Origin of the sequence: Thermofilum sp. (assembly GCA_038741495.1) — an archaeon.
In the GTDB taxonomy this organism is placed as follows: domain Archaea; phylum Thermoproteota; class Thermoprotei; order Thermofilales; family Thermofilaceae; genus Thermofilum.
The window spans coordinates 426,060-443,861 of the sequence record JAVYKX010000001.1 but is presented as its reverse complement, the minus strand read 5'-3'; the positions used below and the strand labels follow the sequence as shown (position 1 = coordinate 443,861).

Genomic DNA, 17,802 nt, shown 5'->3' with positions numbered 1-17,802 from the left:
ATTTCTCACCCTACCTTCTCAACCCTAACAACAACCTCCTGGCTCATAGTACCTCCCGAAACGGGATCCGCCATGATCCCGACGAGAACGTGAAGCGGCACTCCAGGCTTGAAGAAGATTAGCTTCTGGCCCTGGTAGGCGAAGTCTGAAGAGAACCAGATCGAGTCCTCCCTGATCAGCTCCGTCACGTAGGCTACTGCTTCGACGCTCTGGTTGGTCGCCAGGCTCACGATCCTAACCTTGTCACCGTTCCTTATGCCTAGCCTCTCAGCCGCCTTCGTGTTTATCCACACCATCCGGTGGCAGTCCGGGGTGAGCTTCACCAGGAACGGCTCGTCGCACGTGCTCGTCTGGGTCATTGTCGGTATCCTGCCGTACGTCAAGTAGAACGTGTTGACTCCGTCAGCCTTGTCGAGAACCTCTGGGGGAGCCCAGTCGACGATCGGGTCCCAGTAGGGGCTCGGCCCAAGTCTCTGCACTATCCCGTAGAGTGAGAAGCTGAACAGCTCGATGCGGCCGGTGGGGGTGATGTGCTTCCCTGCGAGAACGTTGTTCACGAGCTCGTTTCTGAGCGTGGCCGGAGGCTTAGTCACGATGAACCCGTCGGAGAGGAGCTGCTCTAGCGAGAGCTTGCGCGCCTCAACCTGCAGCCTCCTGATGCCCGCTACTCCCTCGCTCTCGTAGGCTTGCCTCAGCTTGCCCGCGTCCAGCCCGAGCGCGCCCGCCAGCGCGTTGAAGTACTTCGTGTAGTACTCGTCACCCATCCTCTTCAGGATCTCGACGAGAATCTCGATCTGGTGCTTCGTGTCGAAGACCGGCTTGACAGCCTGGATCCTCGTCTGGAAGCCTGCAGCTGGCGCGTAGGTGAGCGGGAAGAGAGGATCGTCCTTCTCCAGGTACACTGACTCAGGCAGGACGACGTCAGCGTAGGCTACATGGTCCATCGGGTAGATATCCACGACGAAAACCTTCTCCAACGCTTTCAAGGCGTTGATCCACTCCGCGGTGTCGGGCGCCGTAGCCAGCACATTAGCGGAGAGCAGGAAGAGCGAGCTTATCGGGTAGGGATCCTTGTTCTTGATCACGTAGGGTAGGTACTGGAACGTGAAGCCCTTTGCAGCGAGCCCGATCTTCTGGCGAGCCGCCCAGACACGGGCGACGTTATCCTCGGGCACGTCGGGCGGCGGTGTCGCCGTAGCGCCGACACCCGTCAGCAGCACACCATCCTTGATGAGCCCGCCGACCAGAGCGTTGAGGATCGCGGCAGCCCGGAACGTCATAGTCGCGTTCTTGTACTTGGGGCCGTGCCAGCCGCAGTCTACAGCAGCGGGGCGAGTCTTACCGAACTCGATACCTATCCTGCGTATAGTGTCAGCCGGTACGCCCGTGATCTTCTCAGCCCACTCGGGAGTGTAGTTAGCCACCTTCTCCTTCAGCAGCTGGAAGACGGGTTTAGCCTTCTTACCCTCAACCTCGTACTCGCCCTCTAGAGCCGGCAAGAGGGCTTCCTCGTGCTTCACAGCCTTACCTTTCGCGAGGTCCCAGACGAGGTAGCGGGTCTTCCCACCCTCGACGCCGACCGTGAGAGGCTTCCCGTCCTCTCCTACAAGCATCGGAGCGTTGGTGAAAGCCCTGAGGAAAGCCTCGTCGTAGAGCCGCTCGCTGATCACAACGTTTATCAGAGCCAGGAGGAAAGCGAGATCCGTTCCGGGCTTGATCGGAATCCACTCGTCGGCTTTCGCGGCAGTCTCGCTGAACCTCGGGTCGAGCACAACGAGCTTGTAGTTGCCAATCTTTCTCCCAGCTCTGGTAGCGTGCACTATGCTGATGCTGCCGAAGAAGTTTCTCCAGATGACGATGAGGTACTTGACGTTCTCGTAATCGGTCAGGATCTGAGTGTGTGCGCCGGCACCCATAGCGGAGGACCAGCCCAGCGCCTTCGGGAAGAAGCACATCGAAGTCGGTATATCCATCGTGTTAGGCGTGCCCAAGGTAGAGGCGAAAGCCTTAACGAAAGCTTCGTAGTTCAGCTTCGTGGGCCACCCGTACAGTATCGCCAGCTCCTTAATTCTCTTCTCTTCCACGAGCTTCTTAAGGTGGTTCGCAACCTCTGTCAGCGCCTCATCCCAGCTTGCTTCCCGGAAGCCCTCCCACGTGCCTTTCTTCGCCGCGTCGGCCCTCACGAGAGGCTTCTTCAGCCTATCGGGGTTGTATAGCCGGAAAACCCCGGCCTGCCCCCTCGCGCAGAGCTTACCGAGGCTTGTAGGTCCTTTCGGGTTGCCCTCAACTCTCCGCACAACTCCGTCTCTAACATCTACGAGTATCTGGCACGAGGCTGGACACATCATGCATATCGAGGGCACCTGCTTGGCGGCTGCCTGAGCCCGTACATCTTCCTGAGGTTTTAGAAGTCTCAGGGAGCCGCTAGCCGTCGTGGTGGCCAGTGCCGCTGTAGTCCCGATGATTTTCAGAAAGCTTCTTCGGTCGAGCTTTGCTCCCATGCCGACCGTTATTTATTGGTGACGAAATACTATTTATATTATAATCCCGGGTATTTACACATCATCATCTCAACTTATACAATTCTAAACATGTCAATTTGTTTACAATCACCCTTCGTCGATCGAGAGGAAACTTCTCGCTCCTGCACCTGTATCTCTCGCGTTCTCCCCGATGAAGCCGGGGGTACTCTCAGCTCCAGTGAGCCAGCGTCGCAACTAGGCTCCCTCCGGCGATGAAGATCGTTCCAGCGTACTCTACTACAGCTAGGGAGGGCCAGCCTACGGTGATTTCAACCGCGTAACCTAGTGGTAGCGGGAGAAGCCCTAGAGCGAGCAGGAGAGCTCCTGGCACACGCCTACCTTCCACGAGGAGCGCTAGCCCGAGAGCGCTCATAGCCATTAGAGCCTGAAGGTAGAACCACATCGCGATAAACGCGTGGGGTTTCGTACCGCTCGGGTAGACTCCTATCAGGGCAAGGAAAACACCAGCTGTGAAGCAGAGCCCGCACGCGAAGGCGGCACCCCTGCTCCTCGCTCTGGCGAGGAGGCCTAGAGAGTAAAGGCACTGCATGAAGCCGAGGGCAATTAAACCGTTGTTGAACACCCACGGGTCAGACGCCTTCGGGCCGCCGAGGTCGCTGAAAGCGTGGACAAAGAAGTTGAACCACGGGTTACGGGAAACCGCTACTAGCAGCACTAGGTGGAACACCGGGAACGCTAGCGGGCCGAGCAGTAGGAGAATTCTCTCAAGCTTGTACCTGCTCACGACGCGGAGGAAAAACCAGCGCTCAAAAACATTTCCCTCTCTTGCAAGCCTCTGCAGCCGGGGCGGTGGCGCTGCACGCTGCAGGCTGAAAGCTTACGTGAAAGCTAAGTTCTTGTACCCTCTGCAGCGATTCCTCGAGCGTGCTGGGTGAGGATTTCTTCGAGAAAGTGAGGGAAGCCGCCGAGCCCTACTACAGGCACTCACACCACGATAAAAGCCACGTTGAGCGAGTGTACAAGCTGTCGCTGAGGATAGCGCGCGAGCTCCGCGAGCCCATCGACCTCGACGTCCTGAAAGCTGCCGCGCTCCTCCACGATGTCGCCAGAGCTCTCGAGGACGAGGGGGCCGTGAGGGATCACGCCGAAGAGGGGGCTGCGATCGCCCGAAAGCTGCTGGGTGAGCTGGGCTTCCCACAGGAGAAGATCGAGCAGGTGTGCTACTGCATCAGGGTCCACCGGTTTAGGAAAGGTATTAAGCCTGAAACTCTGGAAGCACAGGTTCTGCAGGATGCCGACAGGCTCGACATGCTGGGTGCTATCGGGGTTGCGAGAGCTTTCGCGAGAGGAGGTTGGGCCAACGTGCCGCTTCACGACCCCTCCATACCGCCTAAGAGCGACTACGATGGCCGCTCCGAGACTGTGATCAACCACTTCTACGAGAAGATACTGAAGATCAAGGATACACTCAACACGGAGCCTGCAAGGAGGATAGCTGAAGGCAGGCACAAGTTCGTGGAGGAGTTTATCGCACGCTTCTTGAAGGAGTGGGAAGGAGAGCTTTAAGCCCGCGCTAGGATCCGGCGGGCGAGCGCGGCTGAGCTCGCGGTTACCTTTCCCTCAGGTTCTTCCTTACGCTTCTACGCCTTAGCCTGGTAGCTGAGTGCGTTACTGTGCACCGCTACGCGAAGTGAGCTTAGAGCTCTGGAGCAAGTGTTCGTGCTCCTCGCGGAGACCTGTCTAAAGTCGGGAACATGCATGTGGCTTGCGTTGCTCGAAGCACGTATATATGGCCGGAAGGATGTAGAGCTGTATGGCCTCGGGCGAGGAGCTTAGGAAGAGGGCCCGCGAGAGCGGTGTGCTCTTCGACGACTTCGCGGAGATGAGCCCTTACTGGCACTACCGGCGCGACAACTTCGCCGGTTTCGAGCACGAGGGCAGCATCTTGCGCATATTCTCAGGGCCCACCGAGGCACTCTACTACTCTAATGCTGAGATCTCGGATGGTATGTTCGACGATCTGCCCTGGTTCCGGAAGACTTTTGAGGCGAAAATCAGGATGGCGGGCCTACACTACGGCTCAGCTGGGTGGGGCTTCTGGAACCACTCGATGGTATTCGACATAAGCATGCCCATCTGGTTCATCCACCTAAAGAGCAGGGGCCCCTACATGCTTCAAGGCTTCTTCGCCCAGGTTAAGAACCACCTCTACCCTGTGAAGCTGTACGGCCCCTCCCTCTCCGCGCTCAGCCTGGTGAGCAGGCTGACCAGAGGGCGGCTTGGGGTAGTCATCCACTCGGGTAAGCCGGCGCTCCAGGATCTCGACTTAACTCAGTGGCACGTTTACCGCGTCGAGTGGAGGGAGGGGGCTGTGAGCTTCTACGTGGACGGACGCCACGTAGCTACGCTGCCCCTGAGGGGGCAGGAGTACAGGGCGAGAGCCGACATATGGATCGATAACGCTGTCTTCGGTTACAACAGGCGTGACGCTGGCCGCGTCTACAGGCACCTCACTCAGGAGAACAGAGTTAGAGCTTACCTGGAAGTAGACTACGTGAAAGTAACCTAGCTCAGGTCTTTCTTCTCAGCTAGCATCCCGGCCGCGGAACCCGGGTGCTTCTCCAGAGTTGGACCTCGAATTTTGACGGACTCTTCGGGGACCTCGCATAGGATATTGTAGCGGCACGATTCCTGGCAGCGACATCGACCCACCGGCCCTCCCCGAAGGCCTTCGCCACCACTTTCAGCTTTAATGCCAGCATTCTCGATAGCTCTGCTGGCCCCGTAGACGCATGGCCATCGTATTTTTACCATCTTAGACTGCTAAGGTTAGTATCTTACTCTCTTGATCTACAAACTGTAAGCGCGAGCTCTGGCGCTGCGCTACAACCTCTCCGGCAGAACGTCGATGCCTACTCTCTCAGCCTGCTTCCTCAACCTCGCGTCGAAAGTCGCTAGTGGAACCCCTCTTCGAGCCGCAACCGATAGCACGACTTTATCGTTGAAGCGAGCAACGGACGCCCCCTCCTCAACCAGCGTGTTAAGCGCCCAGCGAACTCCTTCAACACCCTCGCACGCGATGATAGCCCTCTCATCGCCCGCGTAGTCTAGCACCTTCTCGCGAACGATTCGCGCTTCTAGCGAGAACCCCTTCAGGAACCAAACGAGCTCGTAGATAACGATCAGCGGTATCACCCAGGCGTCTAAGCTGTCTAGCAGCCGCGCAGCCTGCTCGTGGTAGATGGAGTCGCTGAAGGTGTCGTAGACGAGAACATTTGTATCAATCACCGCCTCCTGCAAGCGCCTCACCTAGCCCCCTCACGATTACATCGTCGATTTCCTCGGGGGTGAGCTTCCTGCCTGATGACAGCCTCAACCTATTCCTCCTCACCTTCTCCATGACTATCCTGCCCCTCTCATCCACGTAAACTTCCAGGTAGTCTCCAACCTCGATACCGACAGCTTCACGAACATCCTTCGGGAGAGTAACCTGGTAGCTTCTCGTGACTTTTACTTTACTCACAATGCGAAAATCAGCATACTTCTACTTAAAGTTATCTACTTTAAAGCCACTCTCGGCGGCAAGCCGGATGGATTCATCATCGAGAAAGCGCTCATGCTGAGCGCTCGGGGAGCGTGGGGCGGGGCCCCACGGTTCCCCGTTGACGCCGCTACGAGTAAGATTCTCTTGTCAATCGACAGGAGAGGAGTTGCATCAACCTCTAGCCGCGAGGCTTGAAGTACTCCTCCTCGCACCTCTTGCTGAAAGTCCTCAAGAGGTTCCTGTCGGCGGCGATCAGCTCTCTGGCTAGCTCCGCTGACACGCGGAAACACTCGAGGCTGGTGTTCCTCTCGACGCAGCTGGCAAAAGCGTGAATCCACTCGTTCAGATGCTCTTCCACCAGAAGAGCCTGAAGGCAGGTGAAGCGAAGCTCTCCTGTTTCCAAGTACATCAGTATGAGCGCCTTCATGAGCTCGAACATCACGGAAACGTGCTCTACAGGCTCTCCGACATCCTCCTTCACTTCCAGCCCCGCTGATCCCAGCAACCTTAAGAGGTGCTCGTATCTAGGCCCCGCGAGGTACGCACCTCCCAGGTAGAGAGACTCGTAAGGAGGGCAGAGGGGCTTCGGCGAACTCAACACGAAAAGCCTCGTGTACTCCTCCAGCAGCCTCGTACGATCCCCTCTCAGCGCGGCAAGCCACGAGCCTGCGAAAGCTGGCGGAAGGTCGGGGCGCACAGCCCGCCACACGGCGTTCCACCTGCTAATCTTTTCAGCAACATTCTCTAAGAGCTTCAGAGTCTGACCGTAAGTGGGGTGCGTAAAGGCGAGCGATAAGGCTTCATAGAGCAGCGCTCTCTCGCGGTGGAACTCCTCCTCGCGCACGCTTAACGCCTGCCCACCACGTATAAAAACTGAGGGCTGCGCGAGGTAGCAGCCGCGTTAGGTAGGAGCTCGGCTGCCCTCTCTGGCCTCCTCAAGCCTTCTCTTCAACCCCCAGCCTCTACCGCAGGTAGCATCCTTAACGCTCGAGTGAAGGCTTTGTCTTCGCCGCCCCTGCCGAAGAAGCGCCCACCACCCCGGGCCAGAGTTCCGCGTGACGCTAAGTTCATTTGCACGCTTCACGTAGGGAAGGCGTGGATGCGAGAAAGCTGGCAAGGGTTCTAATGATGCTAGGTCCCCTAGCTTTTCCAGCCTTCCACGTAGTCGTACTGGCCTCTGCGGCGCGAAACCCTTGGTTCGACTTCTACAGGCACGCGTTCAGCGATCTAGGAGCGGCGAGAGCCACAGACCCCTGGATCTACAACTACGGCTTAATCGTGCTAGGAGCAATGATGTGCCTCTTCTCGCTGGGCCTCCTGCTAGCGTCGAGGAGCAAGGGTGCAGCCTTCGCCTGCGGCCTCTACTTCGTTTCCGGAATCTTCCTTGCTCTCGTCGGCGTCTACCCGGGCGGGACAAGGCCGCACACTTTCGTATCCACCTGGTTCTACGTCCAATCCTTCCTAGCCTCGACGGCGCTCGGCCTCGCGCTGCTCGCGGAGAAGAGGCGTACACCGGGCATAGTCCTCCTCCTGCTCGGGCTCCTCCCCACACCGCTCGGCTACCTCGTTGAAGCTACGGTCCGGTGGCCGTCGGTAGCCGTAGCCGAGTACGTGGGAGCCGTCGTGATCGCAGTGGGCGCTCTCATCGCCGTCGCAGCCCACTGGCGCTAGCCGCGATTGAGGCCCAGCAAGACGGCTACTCTACGATAGCAACGCTGGAGCTCCTGAACCCACCTGCAGGCTAAAAGCCGGGGGCGCGTGGATTTTCCCGATGTATCAGCTAATCAAGCTCTCTTCATACCTCCGAACCAGAAACCCTCATCACCGGCTTATTGGGGCGGTGCCCACTTAAAAGCCTTGAGGATTTACTCGGGTGCGATCTCTGTCGTCGTCCCGACGAGGAAGAACGAGAGCATAATCGTGGAGCTCCTCGAGCCGCTAGCCCGCCAAACTTTAGGGGGTTCGAGGTCATCGCTGCATCAGCCACGTGGCTCACGATGCTCCGCATCTAGTTGAAAGGATTCAGGCAGAGCGGCGGGTCCATTAACGGGAGGCAGTCGAGAACAAGGCCTCTTGAAGTTCACAGCTGCGAACAGCTTCTACACCTTCGTGATGGCCATTGCCTGGCCCCCTTCCCACCAGCCCGGAAGTACGTCCTCTGCGTGAGCGTCGCAGACCTCGCTCTGCTCAACCTCCTCTCCACCACCTCCACCACGATCTCCCAGTACGCGCTCGCAGAGCGGTACAAAACGGGAAACTACCCAAGCTGACGCTCGTCAGCAGGGCGGGCCTCATCACGTTCCCTACCGTCTACGCCCTCGCCCCCAGCCCCGCGCCGATCTTCATGTGGCAGGCGCTATCAGGCCCCTTCACCGCGCCCGGCGCAGTCGTAACCCCACTCTACGTGATCGAGGTCGCGGAACCCGAGCTGAAGCCAGCTACCTCCCTTACTACAACCTGGCTCAAGGCCTGGCAGCCTCTGCCGGCTCAGCGCTGGGGGGCTCAATCACAGACAGCCTCATCGAAGCGAGCGAGTGGAGCGGAGTAAGGTACGGCTCAGCCCTCTCCGCGGCCTTGCGGCAGCCGCGCTAATCCCCCTAGACTGCCCAGCCAGCGTGAAGCTCGCAATAAACGGGGGGAAGAGGGATAGAGCGGCAGAACTAAAGGAGTTAAACCTCCCCGAAACTTACTTCATTCAACACAGCGATACTGCCCCTCCCCTGCGCACCTTTTATTGCAAGGCGGAAGAGCACGGGCCTCGGACCTCAATCATGCGAGGCTGAGGCAGCCAGCACGGGAAAACCTGCGGGCGCAGGCTCGTGGGTTGACTCGTGTTGGAGGCCCCAGCAACACGTGGTTGAGAACCCGAGGCCCATACCCTTCCGCCCGGCCGCCTTTCCCCCTCCGAGCTTTACTCCACAGTAGCTTGCACGCATCCTCAGGGATCGTTGCATGCTACTCGAAGATCCTCCTGATACCGGGTATCCCGTCGAAATCCTTATCGTTCGAGAGTATTGCTGCAGCGCCGAGCCGCAGAGCAGTGGCTAGGTGTATGCGATCCTCGAGGTCCCTCGGCTTCTCCAACCTCGTAGCCTCCCTTAGTACATTGCTGTCGAAGGGTGCAAGCTCTACCCCAATCTCGTCGAGAATCAACGCTATGTTCTCAATACGCGTGAGAACGTAGAGGAGCCAAGCCGTGAGCGAAGAAGTAACCAGCTGGCCGCTGAACTCCTCCAGGTACCTCTTCGACCTCTCACCGTACACCGGGTGCGCGGTTAGGTAGTAGTAGAGGACGTTCACATCAACGTAGATCCTCCTCAAGCGTTCTCCTCGTTTCACGCTCCACCGCCTCATCGATTTCCTCCGCCGTCGTGTACGCAGGCTTCCCCGCGACACCGTAGTACTTCTCCACAGCCGGCCTCACCGGCGTCAGAACGATCATATCGCCCTCTACCCGCACGATAAAGCGCCTCCACGGGATGGTCCTCCGCACGCTTGCCGGCAGGTAAATACGGCCGTTAGCATCCACTTCGACAACCTCCACCATTATGCACAAATTATAATACCATATTATAAGCTTTATGACAAAGAAAACCGATTGTAAAAACCGTGTTCGGAAGCAGAAGTCTGCTGCGGTAAGATAAGAGAAGTAGATCAGACCAGTAGGGTAGACCGGTTTAGCCCAACCTACCAGCGCGTCGATGAAGGGGCTCTTGCGAGAGCTACATACTCAATTAAACCTAGAAGGCCGAGTCCGATGCAAAGCGCGTACACGACCCTAGAGAGTGATGGATTGTACAGAGGGTTTACGGTCAGCGGGTAGAAAGGCATAATGTCATCGTACAGCGGCGCATCCAGCAGCACGTGCAACGCCGCTCCAATAGCTCCAGCGAGAAGGAAGCCGCGGAATCCCACCCCTTCCTTCGGCTCGAGAAGCAGCGCCTTATGCAGTGGAGCGAGCACAGGTTCGAGCAGGTGCATGATGACCCCCAGCACGAAGCCGGCGGGCACCGCTAGGAGAAACGTGTGCAGGAGCCCGTGCAGCGGGGAGCTGAGGTCCAGCAGGAGTACGAGAAACGGTTCCACGTCACTGACCACACTCGCCACCAGCAGAGTTGGGAGGTGGATGTACTTCCTCAGCGGGACTCCAAGCCCTAGAGCCGGGCCGAGGTGGAAGGGTGTGAACGGCACAGCTTCACACGGACGCCATGCTTAATATGTCTGACGGCGCTAAGCTAAAGCTTTCTGGAGCAGCGAATACTACCAGGCGAAGATAGCCTTAAGGCTATACGCGCTAGGTCATGAAATAATATCGACAGCATCCCCACGCGGGCACAGCCTGACGCGTCATAAAGTTAGTAGGTTGTACAAACGTGATTTACGTATTCGCGCGTCACTTCTTGAACCCTCTAATCACCAGGGGGTTAGCGCGGGAGAATCGACCCATAGCGCGAGTAGGGCTTCAACCTTCCTGAGCTGCTTCGTCACGGGATCGACTTCGAGCCTCAAGCCTTCTAGGGCGTCAACCCCCAGGACCTCAGCACCCTCTACCTCCGCGAATGCGACAATCCTAGTAGCCCTCTCACCCAAGCACTCAAACACGGCCTCGCCGATCTCACGTTCAACACCCTCCCTTCGATCGTTCTGAACTTCCACTTCGCCATTGGCTTTATGCCTAGGCTCTCGAGTCTTTCCCGCCTAACCCAGCTGTAAGCACTACCCGTATCAACTAGTAGCCCCAGTGCCAAAGACCTGGAAGTATCGCAAGGGTTGTAGAGCCCAACCTCTGCCACTGTGTGGCCCATCCCAGCATCGAAAGACCAACTAGCGCTTTAAGCGTTGCCGCTGGTTTACAGCTTTATGGAGGTTCCTTTATCTAACCGTATCTCGCCCTGCGGAACCATGCTCCAGCATTTTCGTCATCTAAGGATCGCTTCCCCCTGGCGTAACCGTTGGAAGAAAGCAGTTTAGCCGCGATAAACAGCCTAGACGATCCCCTAAACGTTCAGAAATATTGCGGTCAGGCTCTCACTCGGCCCTGTGTTTGGCAAAGGCTTAATTTTTGGTATACCTAATCGTATACAGAGTCGTGACGAGCAAAGTACTTCCTGTCAGGTTGGGTGAGAGGGGATTCGGCTTATCGATACGCTCATCGAGCTCGGAGTGTACGAGACGAGAAGTGAGGCTGTAAGAGGCCTAGTGTGTCGGGGGTTAAGGAAGCGCTTTTCGAGTTCATAAGGAGGGTCGAGAATGCGCTCGAAGCCCAGTCTCGAAGAGATTAAGAGGGATCTCCGAGCTCTCTCGAGCTTCGAAGCAGTTGTCTTCGGCTCCTACGTGACGGGGGAGTTTAGAGAGGGGTCGGACATCGACGTAGCTGTGATTACGAGGCTGAGGGATCAGGACAAGAACCTGGAGATTCAGCGCAGCCTCATCGGCAGGTTTAAGCCGATCTACGATGTGAGGGTTTTCGAGCTGCTACCATTGAAGGTGAAAGCCTCGATCATCGATGATTACATCGTCCTCTTCGGGGACGAGCTTGAAATCTCGGAGTACTTCTACTACTGGAGAAAAGTCTGGGAGGATGCGAAGCACAGAATCGAGTACCACAGGAGCCTTGAGGAAAAGCTCGAAGCTATTGAGAGGGGGAGAAAGCTGAAGGAGAAGCTGAAGCCGGGAAGCCTTGAGCAGAATCCGCGAAAGCACTCGAGTAGTTGAGCACTGCCATGCTCTAAGGGTGTACGAGGGGGTTCCGCGCCTGGAGGATTCGGCAGATTTTGCGCGCTACGCTGCGGGACTTCACCCTCACCAGCAGGGAGGGGCTCTGCTCCACCCGCACGTCGAAGCCCTCAAGCAGAGGCAGTGCCTCGAGCTTCGCGAGGATGACATAGTACCCTTCAGGGTCACGCTTCCCCAGCAATTCATCACACAAGCGTACCACACAGCCACCATGACGTTGAGCTCATTTCACTTATCCGTTAGCGCAGCGGCTAAAGCCATTTTTAATGTAAGAGTAAAACATAAGTATTAACCAAGCGTCTAGTGAGCATGGATGTTTCCGATTTTGTGGCTACGCTTTTATCGATCTTGAGAAAAGTTCGGCAGATTCATCCCTTGTTCACGAAGCTATACCCACTAGCTGTACTTAGGGGGAGAGAACTCTACCTTTTCGAGCCTTCTAATAACGAATATAGGCTTGCAAAAATCGTAACAGCACCCAGCTGGATGCCGGATACTGTTTCCGCCGCTCTCCCCCTAGACGTGAACGATTGGAGAATGACAGCTGTAGTCTCTCTATCTGGTGAAGCTATTTTAGAAAGTATAGTTTCCGTTTTACACGAGTTTGTCCACTGCTATCAGTGGGAGCGCTGCGAGGAGAAGCTCAAAAGCAGCCTTACAGTAGCGAGAGAGGAGGTAGAAGCCGGCAACTACTCGTGGGAGCTCAATTACCCCTTCCCCTACACCGATGATCACTTTGTGGAACTTTACTCGAGGTTTTTAGATGCTAACGCTGAGGAAATCCCAATTATAAGGAGAGAATTAAAGGAGTATTTATGTCATAAGGATTACGAGTACATGGTTTGGCAGGAGTGGAAGGAGGGATTTGCTAGGTACATCGAAAATGTAATCCGAAAAGTACTGCAGCTGAAAGAGAACAACTCCGGCCGTGAAAAACCGTTCACCCGTATAACCCTCTACGTAGGCGGTGAGAAAATGATAAAATGGCTTCAAAGTCGCGATCCAGGGATAATCCTCAACATTGAAAAACTTTTCTGTAAAATATCTGGTGAAACGTGAACAATGATTATTATCGATACCTCTTGATGAAACCGATACACAAGGCCGAGTACGCGGTAACCGCGCACTCTGCTTACGGGAGTGTGCGGGGCCCCGGCGTCTACGCGAAGGGCTTGAACGCAACTACACCTTTAAGTACTTCCTACGGAGAGACAGCCCCCACGTCACCAACCTACAGTTTCACCGTGAACTAGCCCGTCAACCTCGTTGCATACTGGAAGCCCAAGCCGGAAACCACCGATTTCTGGACTTAAACAACCTACTGCTGATCGCTGCCGCGCTTGCAGTCCTAGCGGTGGCTGTGCTCTTAGTCATCCGGGCTAGAAGGAGAAAGTAGCTCCACTTGAAACTCAATCCGTTCACTTTTTCAAGGCTTCCCTCGATACTCCCGTTTAACTCGTCCCCGATGCCGTGCTTCAACCATCGGTACGTAGCCAGGTTTCACCTTTCAAGCATAGCCTGCAAGGCGACGCTAGGCACGTTGGGTTGCCGCGGCTATTGGGACGGGTAGGAGGAAGCGTAGATATGAGTCTGTAGCGAGGCATGCTTCGTAAGTTCTCGGGGAGTTGATGCGGGGGACTTCAAGCCTTGTTTTACGCTTAGGGGTGGTAGTTAGAAAATGGCATTACTGATCATCGTGGCCGGCTTAAAGGTTAAAATCTTCGGGCTGAATGCTCTCTACAGTGGTCGTTGGTTGATGGCTAACCCAGCATTGATGGTAAGAATTATATTTCTGGATGATTTAGAGATTCTGGTGTAAGCTGTGATTGAAAGCTATCTGGTGAAGATGGATAAATTTGGCAGGATCTTGATTCCCTCCAGTGTGCGTAGGAGGGTGGGTGCGCGGGTGTTTATGCTCGAGGTATTGGATGATGGTGAGTTGAGGTTGAAGCCTTTGGGCGCGCTGAAGCTGACGGAACTCTTCGACGCAATCGAGGTTGACGTTGAGGATTTCGCGGATACTCACGCGTTGAAGGGGGCGCTCTACCGTGAGGGCTAGGTTCCTGGACTCCAGCGTGTTTCTGCACGCCTACTTGAAGCCGAAGCGCAGCTTGACCCCGAGAGAGGCTGCGGTTAAAAGGGCTGCGCAGGAGGTTTTGGTGAGGGTTGAGGAAGGGGAGCCTGTGGTCACAACCGTTGTCCACGTGAGCGAGGTGGCGAACGTAGTTGAAGCGAGACTGGGGTTATCCTACAGTATTAAGCTGGTGGCCGGCGGCATACTCTCGAAGGAGAACATAGAGGTCCTACCCGTAGAGCCTCGGGATTTCGACGCTTCGTTGGATGTTGCCCAACGCTACAGTGTGAGCGTAAATGATGCTCTCGCGTACGTGAAGATGAAGGAGGAGGGGGTCGAGGAGGTGTACACGTTCGACAAGCACTTCCACAACATGCCTGGCGTAAAAGTCCTGCCACGGCTCCCGGCCGGTGAAACCTAGCGTTGCGCTATGCGAGCGTTGGAACATCTCTTCCCTCGATCAGAGTAACGCTGCCTACCATTTAAAGCTCAGGCTTCGACAAGCCGCGAGTGCAACAGCTTGAGACGAGTTCGCTGAGCTGGAGGCTGTCGTGCAGGACGATAGCGCTTTCTAGCATCTTCTTCACAACTGGATTCTCCAGATCCTCCCTTCCAAAGACCACGAGGTCGAGGGGTAGCCCTCTCGGCTTCAAGGCTCGCAGCTCCTCAATCAAGGAGAGCTTGTCTACAGCTTCCTCCACAACGACAGCGATGTCGAAATCGCTGTAGGGCAGGTGGTTGCCTCGGGCTCTAGAGCCGAAGAGTAGCACGGCGCACTTCCCCAGCCTCTCTACAACCCTCTCTACGAATTCATTTAGAAGCTCGTTTTGCCGCTTCAGGAGTTCAGCCCTCCACCTTAGATACTCGCTTAACCCACTCGATGATTCTCTCCGCATATGAGATGCACCTCTCAGCGAGATCTTTCGTGTAGGAAACAGGTTTCCTTCCCGGGTACCTTGAAAGAGTGTAGTGAGCTGTGAGAGCGTCAGCGACCACGAAGAGATCGTCCGGAGGGTTAAAGTTGAGAGCTTTTAGAGAGTTAAGCAGCTCGGAGAGGTCGTGAGTGAAGGGGTAGAGGCCTGCAGCTGCTACGTGAAGCGCTTTTAGATACAGTTCGGCAGCCTGCTGGGCTTCGAAGCATGACAGCCAGTAAACCCCCTCTTCGATGTGTCTTTTAGCTTCACGAAAGAAGATGTCAGCCTTCTCAACCCACTCGCTGGGCAGCTCCATAGATACGGGGAAGTTTCGGCCTTACAGTGATATTAAGCTTCGCGCTGCACACCCGGCGGTTGCACTCTAATCCAGGTGGAGAAGAAAGAGGGCGGAGCCTGCTCTAGGTGTTTCGAAAGCCTCCCTGTAGAGGGCACTGACGAGGGGAAAGTATGGGTAGCACCGCTTTCGCAGTATGCCTAGCAGCTTGAATAATGTCTCGCCACAGCATCAGCGTAGCACTCGAGCTGGACCGCTCTGGTTGCTGCTAACAGGCCTGCTTCTTGGCTTCTTCCACCTTCCGCAGGACTGCGCTTAGCTGCTGAGCTAGCTTCTCGTACTCCCGGATCCCAGCTTCGGTGAGCTCCGTTTTCACTTCTAGGATTCGGGGGCCGCTGCCGAGCCCCCTCCAGAGGCGTATGTAACCCTTCTCGTGGAGCCTGCGTATGTTGCTGTCCAGGTCCCCCCACGTGAGGTTGAGAGTTTGCCTTAGCTCCCTGAGGCTCATCGGCCCGATCGCGTAAAGGAGGCTTACAATCGCGAACCTTTTGGGGTTGAGCAGATCCGAGTCAACCTCGTGCAGGAGCCCAGAGAGCTCCTCCATCCTAACCCAGAACACCACGCTCACCGGCTTTAGCCCGCGTTTTAAACCTTCACCCCGCGCGGCAACACCGCTGCGCTGCACCAGCCCCTAGAGCACGCAGAGGAAAAGATAGGAGGAAAAGCTTGAGGGTTTTCGGCGCGGCATAGCCTCCTCCCGTGCCCGCCTGGAAAGTGGAAGCACCCTCCATGACGACCTTCACCTCTCCTGGAGGGATGAGGTACCTCGCCACCGGCGCCACTACAGCTTCAGCCACGCTCACGCTTCTCCTGAACTTGGCGGTGTAGAGCCTTGAGGGAGGGTAGCCCACCTTCACCCAAGCTGTAGAGCCCCTCACCACGATAGCAGTGCTGTAGTGGAGCATCAGCTCCTCCCAAACCTCGTCCCCAGCTCCCTCCAAGCCCTCCCTAACCTCCTCGATCAGCGAGCCGTACCAGCTCAGCGGGCTGCGAGGCAGGCTGAAGAACACAGATCCCTCACCGCGCTGCGCAGCAGCTTCCGCGCGTCAACACCCAAACCGTACTCGCCGAAGAGCTGCTGGAGCTCCGCGCCGCGCCTCTCAACCCGCTCCTCCAGCCTCGCCCTCAGCTCTTTCCTACTCTCGCGGAGGCAGCAAGGCGGGCCCGAAGGCCTAAGCCAGTGAAGGGGGAAGTGAACTGGCGCGGAACCATCCTAACCCACTAGAGCCCTTCTAGCTTTGTATAGTGCTATGAAGGCGGCGGAAGTGTAGCTGGTGAGCATGAGGGATAGAGCTAGCGTCCAAGCGGCGAGTGGCGACTTGTTAATTATGACGATGATGAGAGGGGAGGTCAGCAGCGTAAGTACCGATGAGATGAGGAAGGGCATAGCCAGGACTTCGCCACGCCGGTAGGATTCTCTCTCGATGAAGACGTGTACGAGGAGCAGTGAGACCGCGAGCGCAGGGTACCAAGCTATGGAGTACATGTACGGTGGCAGGCGCATGGAATACGTGATGACGAAAGGCACGGCGAAGAACAGCCCGAAGTACTTGCCTCGAGTCCTCCAGACCTGGGAAGTGGCACTCGGGGAGGCAACCCCACTCACGTAGGCAGCTAGGAGCACAACTGGTATAAGGATGATGAGGGCGGCCACCCAGAACAGAAGCGGCTCGACAAGGTCGAACAGGAAAGCCAAGGATATCACCGCCAGCCAGTAGGCGCAAATTATCGTGGCGTTGAAGAGGAACGCGTAAGCCGTTTGGACCGTTAGGAAGTACCTTCTCATCCTCCGAGCTAGATCAGCTAGCGCAACCGCATCGCTCAGTTCAGAGTCTTCCGCCCTCATGTCTCTCACCTGTTAAGATACTTCTTCTACTGGGATTCCGGTAATCCTCTTAGCCAGGAGGAGGGATGCCAAGGCGAGTAAGAGTATCCATGCGAAGGTCGAGATCAGGGCTGGCAGCGGCTCTACGACTGTAATCGCGCTAGAGCCCCGCCAAGGCTGATAGGAGAGCCACCCTCCCGCTGCAGCATCAACGCCTGATGCGGAGCTGACGACTAGAGGGGCCAATGGGGCTACAGGCAGCGCGTAGACCACTTCCCCGGGATCTAGCCAGAGCGTCGCGTAGATGCTGAAGCCGAGCATCAGAGGTAGCATTCCTAACAGCTGAGACCTGGGCTTTCTCAACGCAAGCATAGCTGTGCAGAGGAAGTAGCTAAACCAGTACCACTCGACGCCGGCCAATACTATGTAAGCGAAGAGCTCCACCGGCTTCTCGGGAAGTAGGAGAATGCTGAATCTAGAGTACATTAGCCCTGTTACAGCCGCTATAGTGGCTAAAGCGTAAAAGGTTACTGCCGCGACTCCCGCGATGAAATCTTCGAGGAGGAGCCTGAGAGAAGTGAGCCGCGAGAAACGTACGACAAAGGCTGAAGCGCTGGAGGAGACGAGCTTGTCCTGAGTTAACCCGATTGCGACTGAGGACATTGAGAGCACGCCGAGGTACGAGTAGCTGAGCGCTGCTGTTATTTTGAGAACCTGCTCGAGTACTTCGCGGGGTGGTAGGGGTTCTTTCACTTGGAGGAATACGTAAACCCACATGACGGCCCAGAACAGCATGAAGCCGATGCCCCAGAAGAGTACGCTCCTGCTTGTCGCGAGGCCCTTGAACTTGTAGATCAGGTAGCGCGTCACC

Annotated in this window: 25 protein-coding genes; 9 read left to right on the top strand and 16 right to left on the bottom strand. The window is 56.4% G+C overall.

Annotation, left to right across the window (positions count from 1 at the left end):
* Positions 1–5 precede the first annotated feature (5 nt).
* The gene (locus QXU72_02610) at positions 6–2,501 is read right to left on the bottom strand and encodes a molybdopterin-dependent oxidoreductase (protein ID MEM0494144.1); all 2,496 of its coding nucleotides are present in this window, start codon (positions 2,499–2,501) and stop codon (positions 6–8) included.
* A gap of 190 nt (positions 2,502–2,691) precedes the next feature.
* Positions 2,692–3,267 (bottom strand): DUF998 domain-containing protein, encoded by a 576-nt coding sequence (locus QXU72_02605; GenBank protein ID MEM0494143.1) that lies wholly within the window; start codon positions 3,265–3,267, stop codon positions 2,692–2,694.
* Positions 3,268–3,407: 140 nt separating this feature from the next.
* On the opposite strand from QXU72_02605, the gene QXU72_02600 reads away from it, so the two are divergent.
* Together QXU72_02600 and QXU72_02595 are read left to right on the top strand one after the other, a co-directional pair.
* Positions 3,408–4,049 carry an HD domain-containing protein gene (locus QXU72_02600; protein MEM0494142.1) on the top strand — a complete coding sequence of 214 codons (642 nt, stop codon included), beginning with the start codon at positions 3,408–3,410 and terminating at the stop codon, positions 4,047–4,049.
* Between the two features lie 247 nt (positions 4,050–4,296).
* On the top strand, positions 4,297–5,052 hold the full coding sequence (locus tag QXU72_02595) for a family 16 glycosylhydrolase (protein MEM0494141.1): 756 nt from the start codon (positions 4,297–4,299) through the stop codon (positions 5,050–5,052).
* A gap of 314 nt (positions 5,053–5,366) precedes the next feature.
* On the opposite strand, the gene QXU72_02590 is transcribed toward QXU72_02595, so the two are convergent.
* The 3 genes from QXU72_02590 to QXU72_02580 all read right to left on the bottom strand — a co-directional run bounded on the left by QXU72_02590 (position 5,367) and on the right by QXU72_02580 (position 6,871).
* Positions 5,367–5,783, bottom strand: a complete 417-nt coding sequence (locus tag QXU72_02590; GenBank protein MEM0494140.1) for a PIN domain-containing protein — start codon at positions 5,781–5,783, stop codon at positions 5,367–5,369.
* Positions 5,764–6,006, bottom strand: coding sequence for an AbrB/MazE/SpoVT family DNA-binding domain-containing protein (locus QXU72_02585; protein MEM0494139.1), 243 nt, complete (start codon positions 6,004–6,006; stop codon positions 5,764–5,766). Before QXU72_02585 ends, QXU72_02590 begins: the two co-directional genes overlap by 20 nt.
* A gap of 199 nt (positions 6,007–6,205) precedes the next feature.
* Positions 6,206–6,871, bottom strand: a complete 666-nt coding sequence (locus QXU72_02580; protein MEM0494138.1) for a molecular chaperone TorD family protein — start codon at positions 6,869–6,871, stop codon at positions 6,206–6,208.
* A gap of 251 nt (positions 6,872–7,122) precedes the next feature.
* Between QXU72_02580 and QXU72_02575 the strand changes: the two genes are divergently transcribed.
* Positions 7,123–7,698, top strand: coding sequence for a DUF998 domain-containing protein (locus QXU72_02575; protein MEM0494137.1), 576 nt, complete (start codon positions 7,123–7,125; stop codon positions 7,696–7,698).
* 341 nt (positions 7,699–8,039) lie between these two features.
* Complete coding sequence (locus QXU72_02570) at positions 8,040–8,297, top strand: hypothetical protein (protein MEM0494136.1); 258 nt, start codon at positions 8,040–8,042, stop codon at positions 8,295–8,297.
* A gap of 685 nt (positions 8,298–8,982) precedes the next feature.
* Here the strand turns inward: QXU72_02570 and QXU72_02565 are convergent.
* The 4 genes from QXU72_02565 to QXU72_02550 form a co-directional block, all read right to left on the bottom strand.
* The gene (locus tag QXU72_02565) at positions 8,983–9,348 is read right to left on the bottom strand and encodes a type II toxin-antitoxin system VapC family toxin (protein ID MEM0494135.1); all 366 of its coding nucleotides are present in this window, start codon (positions 9,346–9,348) and stop codon (positions 8,983–8,985) included.
* The gene (locus QXU72_02560) at positions 9,329–9,574 is read right to left on the bottom strand and encodes an AbrB/MazE/SpoVT family DNA-binding domain-containing protein (protein MEM0494134.1); all 246 of its coding nucleotides are present in this window, start codon (positions 9,572–9,574) and stop codon (positions 9,329–9,331) included. Before QXU72_02560 ends, QXU72_02565 begins: the two co-directional genes overlap by 20 nt.
* A gap of 140 nt (positions 9,575–9,714) precedes the next feature.
* Positions 9,715–10,218, bottom strand: a complete 504-nt coding sequence (locus tag QXU72_02555) for a hydrolase (GenBank protein ID MEM0494133.1) — start codon at positions 10,216–10,218, stop codon at positions 9,715–9,717.
* A 222-nt stretch (positions 10,219–10,440) separates the two neighbouring features.
* The gene (locus QXU72_02550) at positions 10,441–10,683 is read right to left on the bottom strand and encodes a hypothetical protein (protein ID MEM0494132.1); all 243 of its coding nucleotides are present in this window, start codon (positions 10,681–10,683) and stop codon (positions 10,441–10,443) included.
* A gap of 594 nt (positions 10,684–11,277) precedes the next feature.
* Between QXU72_02550 and QXU72_02545 the strand changes: the two genes are divergently transcribed.
* Positions 11,278–11,742: a nucleotidyltransferase domain-containing protein gene (locus QXU72_02545; protein MEM0494131.1), complete on the top strand. Its 465-nt coding sequence runs from the start codon at positions 11,278–11,280 to the stop codon at positions 11,740–11,742.
* A 13-nt stretch (positions 11,743–11,755) separates the two neighbouring features.
* Here the strand turns inward: QXU72_02545 and QXU72_02540 are convergent, their stop codons facing one another.
* Positions 11,756–11,965: a hypothetical protein gene (locus QXU72_02540; GenBank protein MEM0494130.1), complete on the bottom strand. Its 210-nt coding sequence runs from the start codon at positions 11,963–11,965 to the stop codon at positions 11,756–11,758.
* A 107-nt stretch (positions 11,966–12,072) separates the two neighbouring features.
* On the opposite strand from QXU72_02540, the gene QXU72_02535 reads away from it, so the two are divergent.
* From QXU72_02535 to QXU72_02520, 4 genes are all read left to right on the top strand, one after another.
* On the top strand, positions 12,073–12,822 hold the full coding sequence (locus QXU72_02535; GenBank protein ID MEM0494129.1) for a hypothetical protein: 750 nt from the start codon (positions 12,073–12,075) through the stop codon (positions 12,820–12,822).
* 26 nt (positions 12,823–12,848) lie between these two features.
* Positions 12,849–13,016, top strand: a complete 168-nt coding sequence (locus QXU72_02530) for a hypothetical protein (GenBank protein MEM0494128.1) — start codon at positions 12,849–12,851, stop codon at positions 13,014–13,016.
* A 569-nt stretch (positions 13,017–13,585) separates the two neighbouring features.
* Complete coding sequence (locus tag QXU72_02525) at positions 13,586–13,822, top strand: AbrB/MazE/SpoVT family DNA-binding domain-containing protein (protein ID MEM0494127.1); 237 nt, start codon at positions 13,586–13,588, stop codon at positions 13,820–13,822.
* The gene (locus tag QXU72_02520) at positions 13,812–14,258 is read left to right on the top strand and encodes a type II toxin-antitoxin system VapC family toxin (GenBank protein ID MEM0494126.1); all 447 of its coding nucleotides are present in this window, start codon (positions 13,812–13,814) and stop codon (positions 14,256–14,258) included. Before QXU72_02525 ends, QXU72_02520 begins: the two co-directional genes overlap by 11 nt.
* A 61-nt stretch (positions 14,259–14,319) precedes the next feature.
* Here the strand turns inward: QXU72_02520 and QXU72_02515 are convergent, their stop codons facing one another.
* From QXU72_02515 to QXU72_02490, 6 genes are all read right to left on the bottom strand, one after another.
* Positions 14,320–14,733 carry a nucleotidyltransferase domain-containing protein gene (locus QXU72_02515; GenBank protein MEM0494125.1) on the bottom strand — a complete coding sequence of 138 codons (414 nt, stop codon included), beginning with the start codon at positions 14,731–14,733 and terminating at the stop codon, positions 14,320–14,322.
* Positions 14,681–15,067: a HEPN domain-containing protein gene (locus QXU72_02510; GenBank protein MEM0494124.1), complete on the bottom strand. Its 387-nt coding sequence runs from the start codon at positions 15,065–15,067 to the stop codon at positions 14,681–14,683. The genes QXU72_02515 and QXU72_02510 overlap by 53 nt, the downstream gene beginning before the upstream one ends.
* A 247-nt stretch (positions 15,068–15,314) precedes the next feature.
* Positions 15,315–15,674 (bottom strand): MarR family transcriptional regulator, encoded by a 360-nt coding sequence (locus tag QXU72_02505; protein MEM0494123.1) that lies wholly within the window; start codon positions 15,672–15,674, stop codon positions 15,315–15,317.
* Positions 15,675–15,699: 25 nt separating this feature from the next.
* Positions 15,700–16,116: a hypothetical protein gene (locus QXU72_02500; protein MEM0494122.1), complete on the bottom strand. Its 417-nt coding sequence runs from the start codon at positions 16,114–16,116 to the stop codon at positions 15,700–15,702.
* Between the two features lie 203 nt (positions 16,117–16,319).
* Complete coding sequence (locus QXU72_02495; protein MEM0494121.1) at positions 16,320–16,952, bottom strand: hypothetical protein; 633 nt, start codon at positions 16,950–16,952, stop codon at positions 16,320–16,322.
* Positions 16,953–16,964: 12 nt separating this feature from the next.
* Positions 16,965–17,801, bottom strand: coding sequence for a hypothetical protein (locus tag QXU72_02490; GenBank protein MEM0494120.1), 837 nt, complete (start codon positions 17,799–17,801; stop codon positions 16,965–16,967).
* Between the last annotated feature and the right edge of the window lies 1 nt (position 17,802).

Excerpts from the sequence above, each read along its gene's own strand:
- QXU72_02610 (MEM0494144.1), bottom strand. The coding sequence starts at position 2,501 with ATGGGAGCAAAGCTCGACCGAAGAAGCTTTCTGAAAATCATCGGGACT.
- QXU72_02595 (MEM0494141.1), top strand. The coding sequence starts at position 4,297 with ATGGCCTCGGGCGAGGAGCTTAGGAAGAGGGCCCGCGAGAGCGGTGTG.
- QXU72_02560 (MEM0494134.1), bottom strand. The coding sequence starts at position 9,574 with ATGGTGGAGGTTGTCGAAGTGGATGCTAACGGCCGTATTTACCTGCCG.
- QXU72_02545 (MEM0494131.1), top strand. The coding sequence starts at position 11,278 with ATGCGCTCGAAGCCCAGTCTCGAAGAGATTAAGAGGGATCTCCGAGCT.
- QXU72_02535 (MEM0494129.1), top strand. The coding sequence starts at position 12,073 with ATGGATGTTTCCGATTTTGTGGCTACGCTTTTATCGATCTTGAGAAAA.
- QXU72_02530 (MEM0494128.1), top strand. The coding sequence starts at position 12,849 with ATGAAACCGATACACAAGGCCGAGTACGCGGTAACCGCGCACTCTGCT.
- QXU72_02515 (MEM0494125.1), bottom strand. The coding sequence starts at position 14,733 with ATGCGGAGAGAATCATCGAGTGGGTTAAGCGAGTATCTAAGGTGGAGG.
- QXU72_02510 (MEM0494124.1), bottom strand. The coding sequence starts at position 15,067 with ATGGAGCTGCCCAGCGAGTGGGTTGAGAAGGCTGACATCTTCTTTCGT.
- QXU72_02495 (MEM0494121.1), bottom strand. The coding sequence starts at position 16,952 with ATGAGGGCGGAAGACTCTGAACTGAGCGATGCGGTTGCGCTAGCTGAT.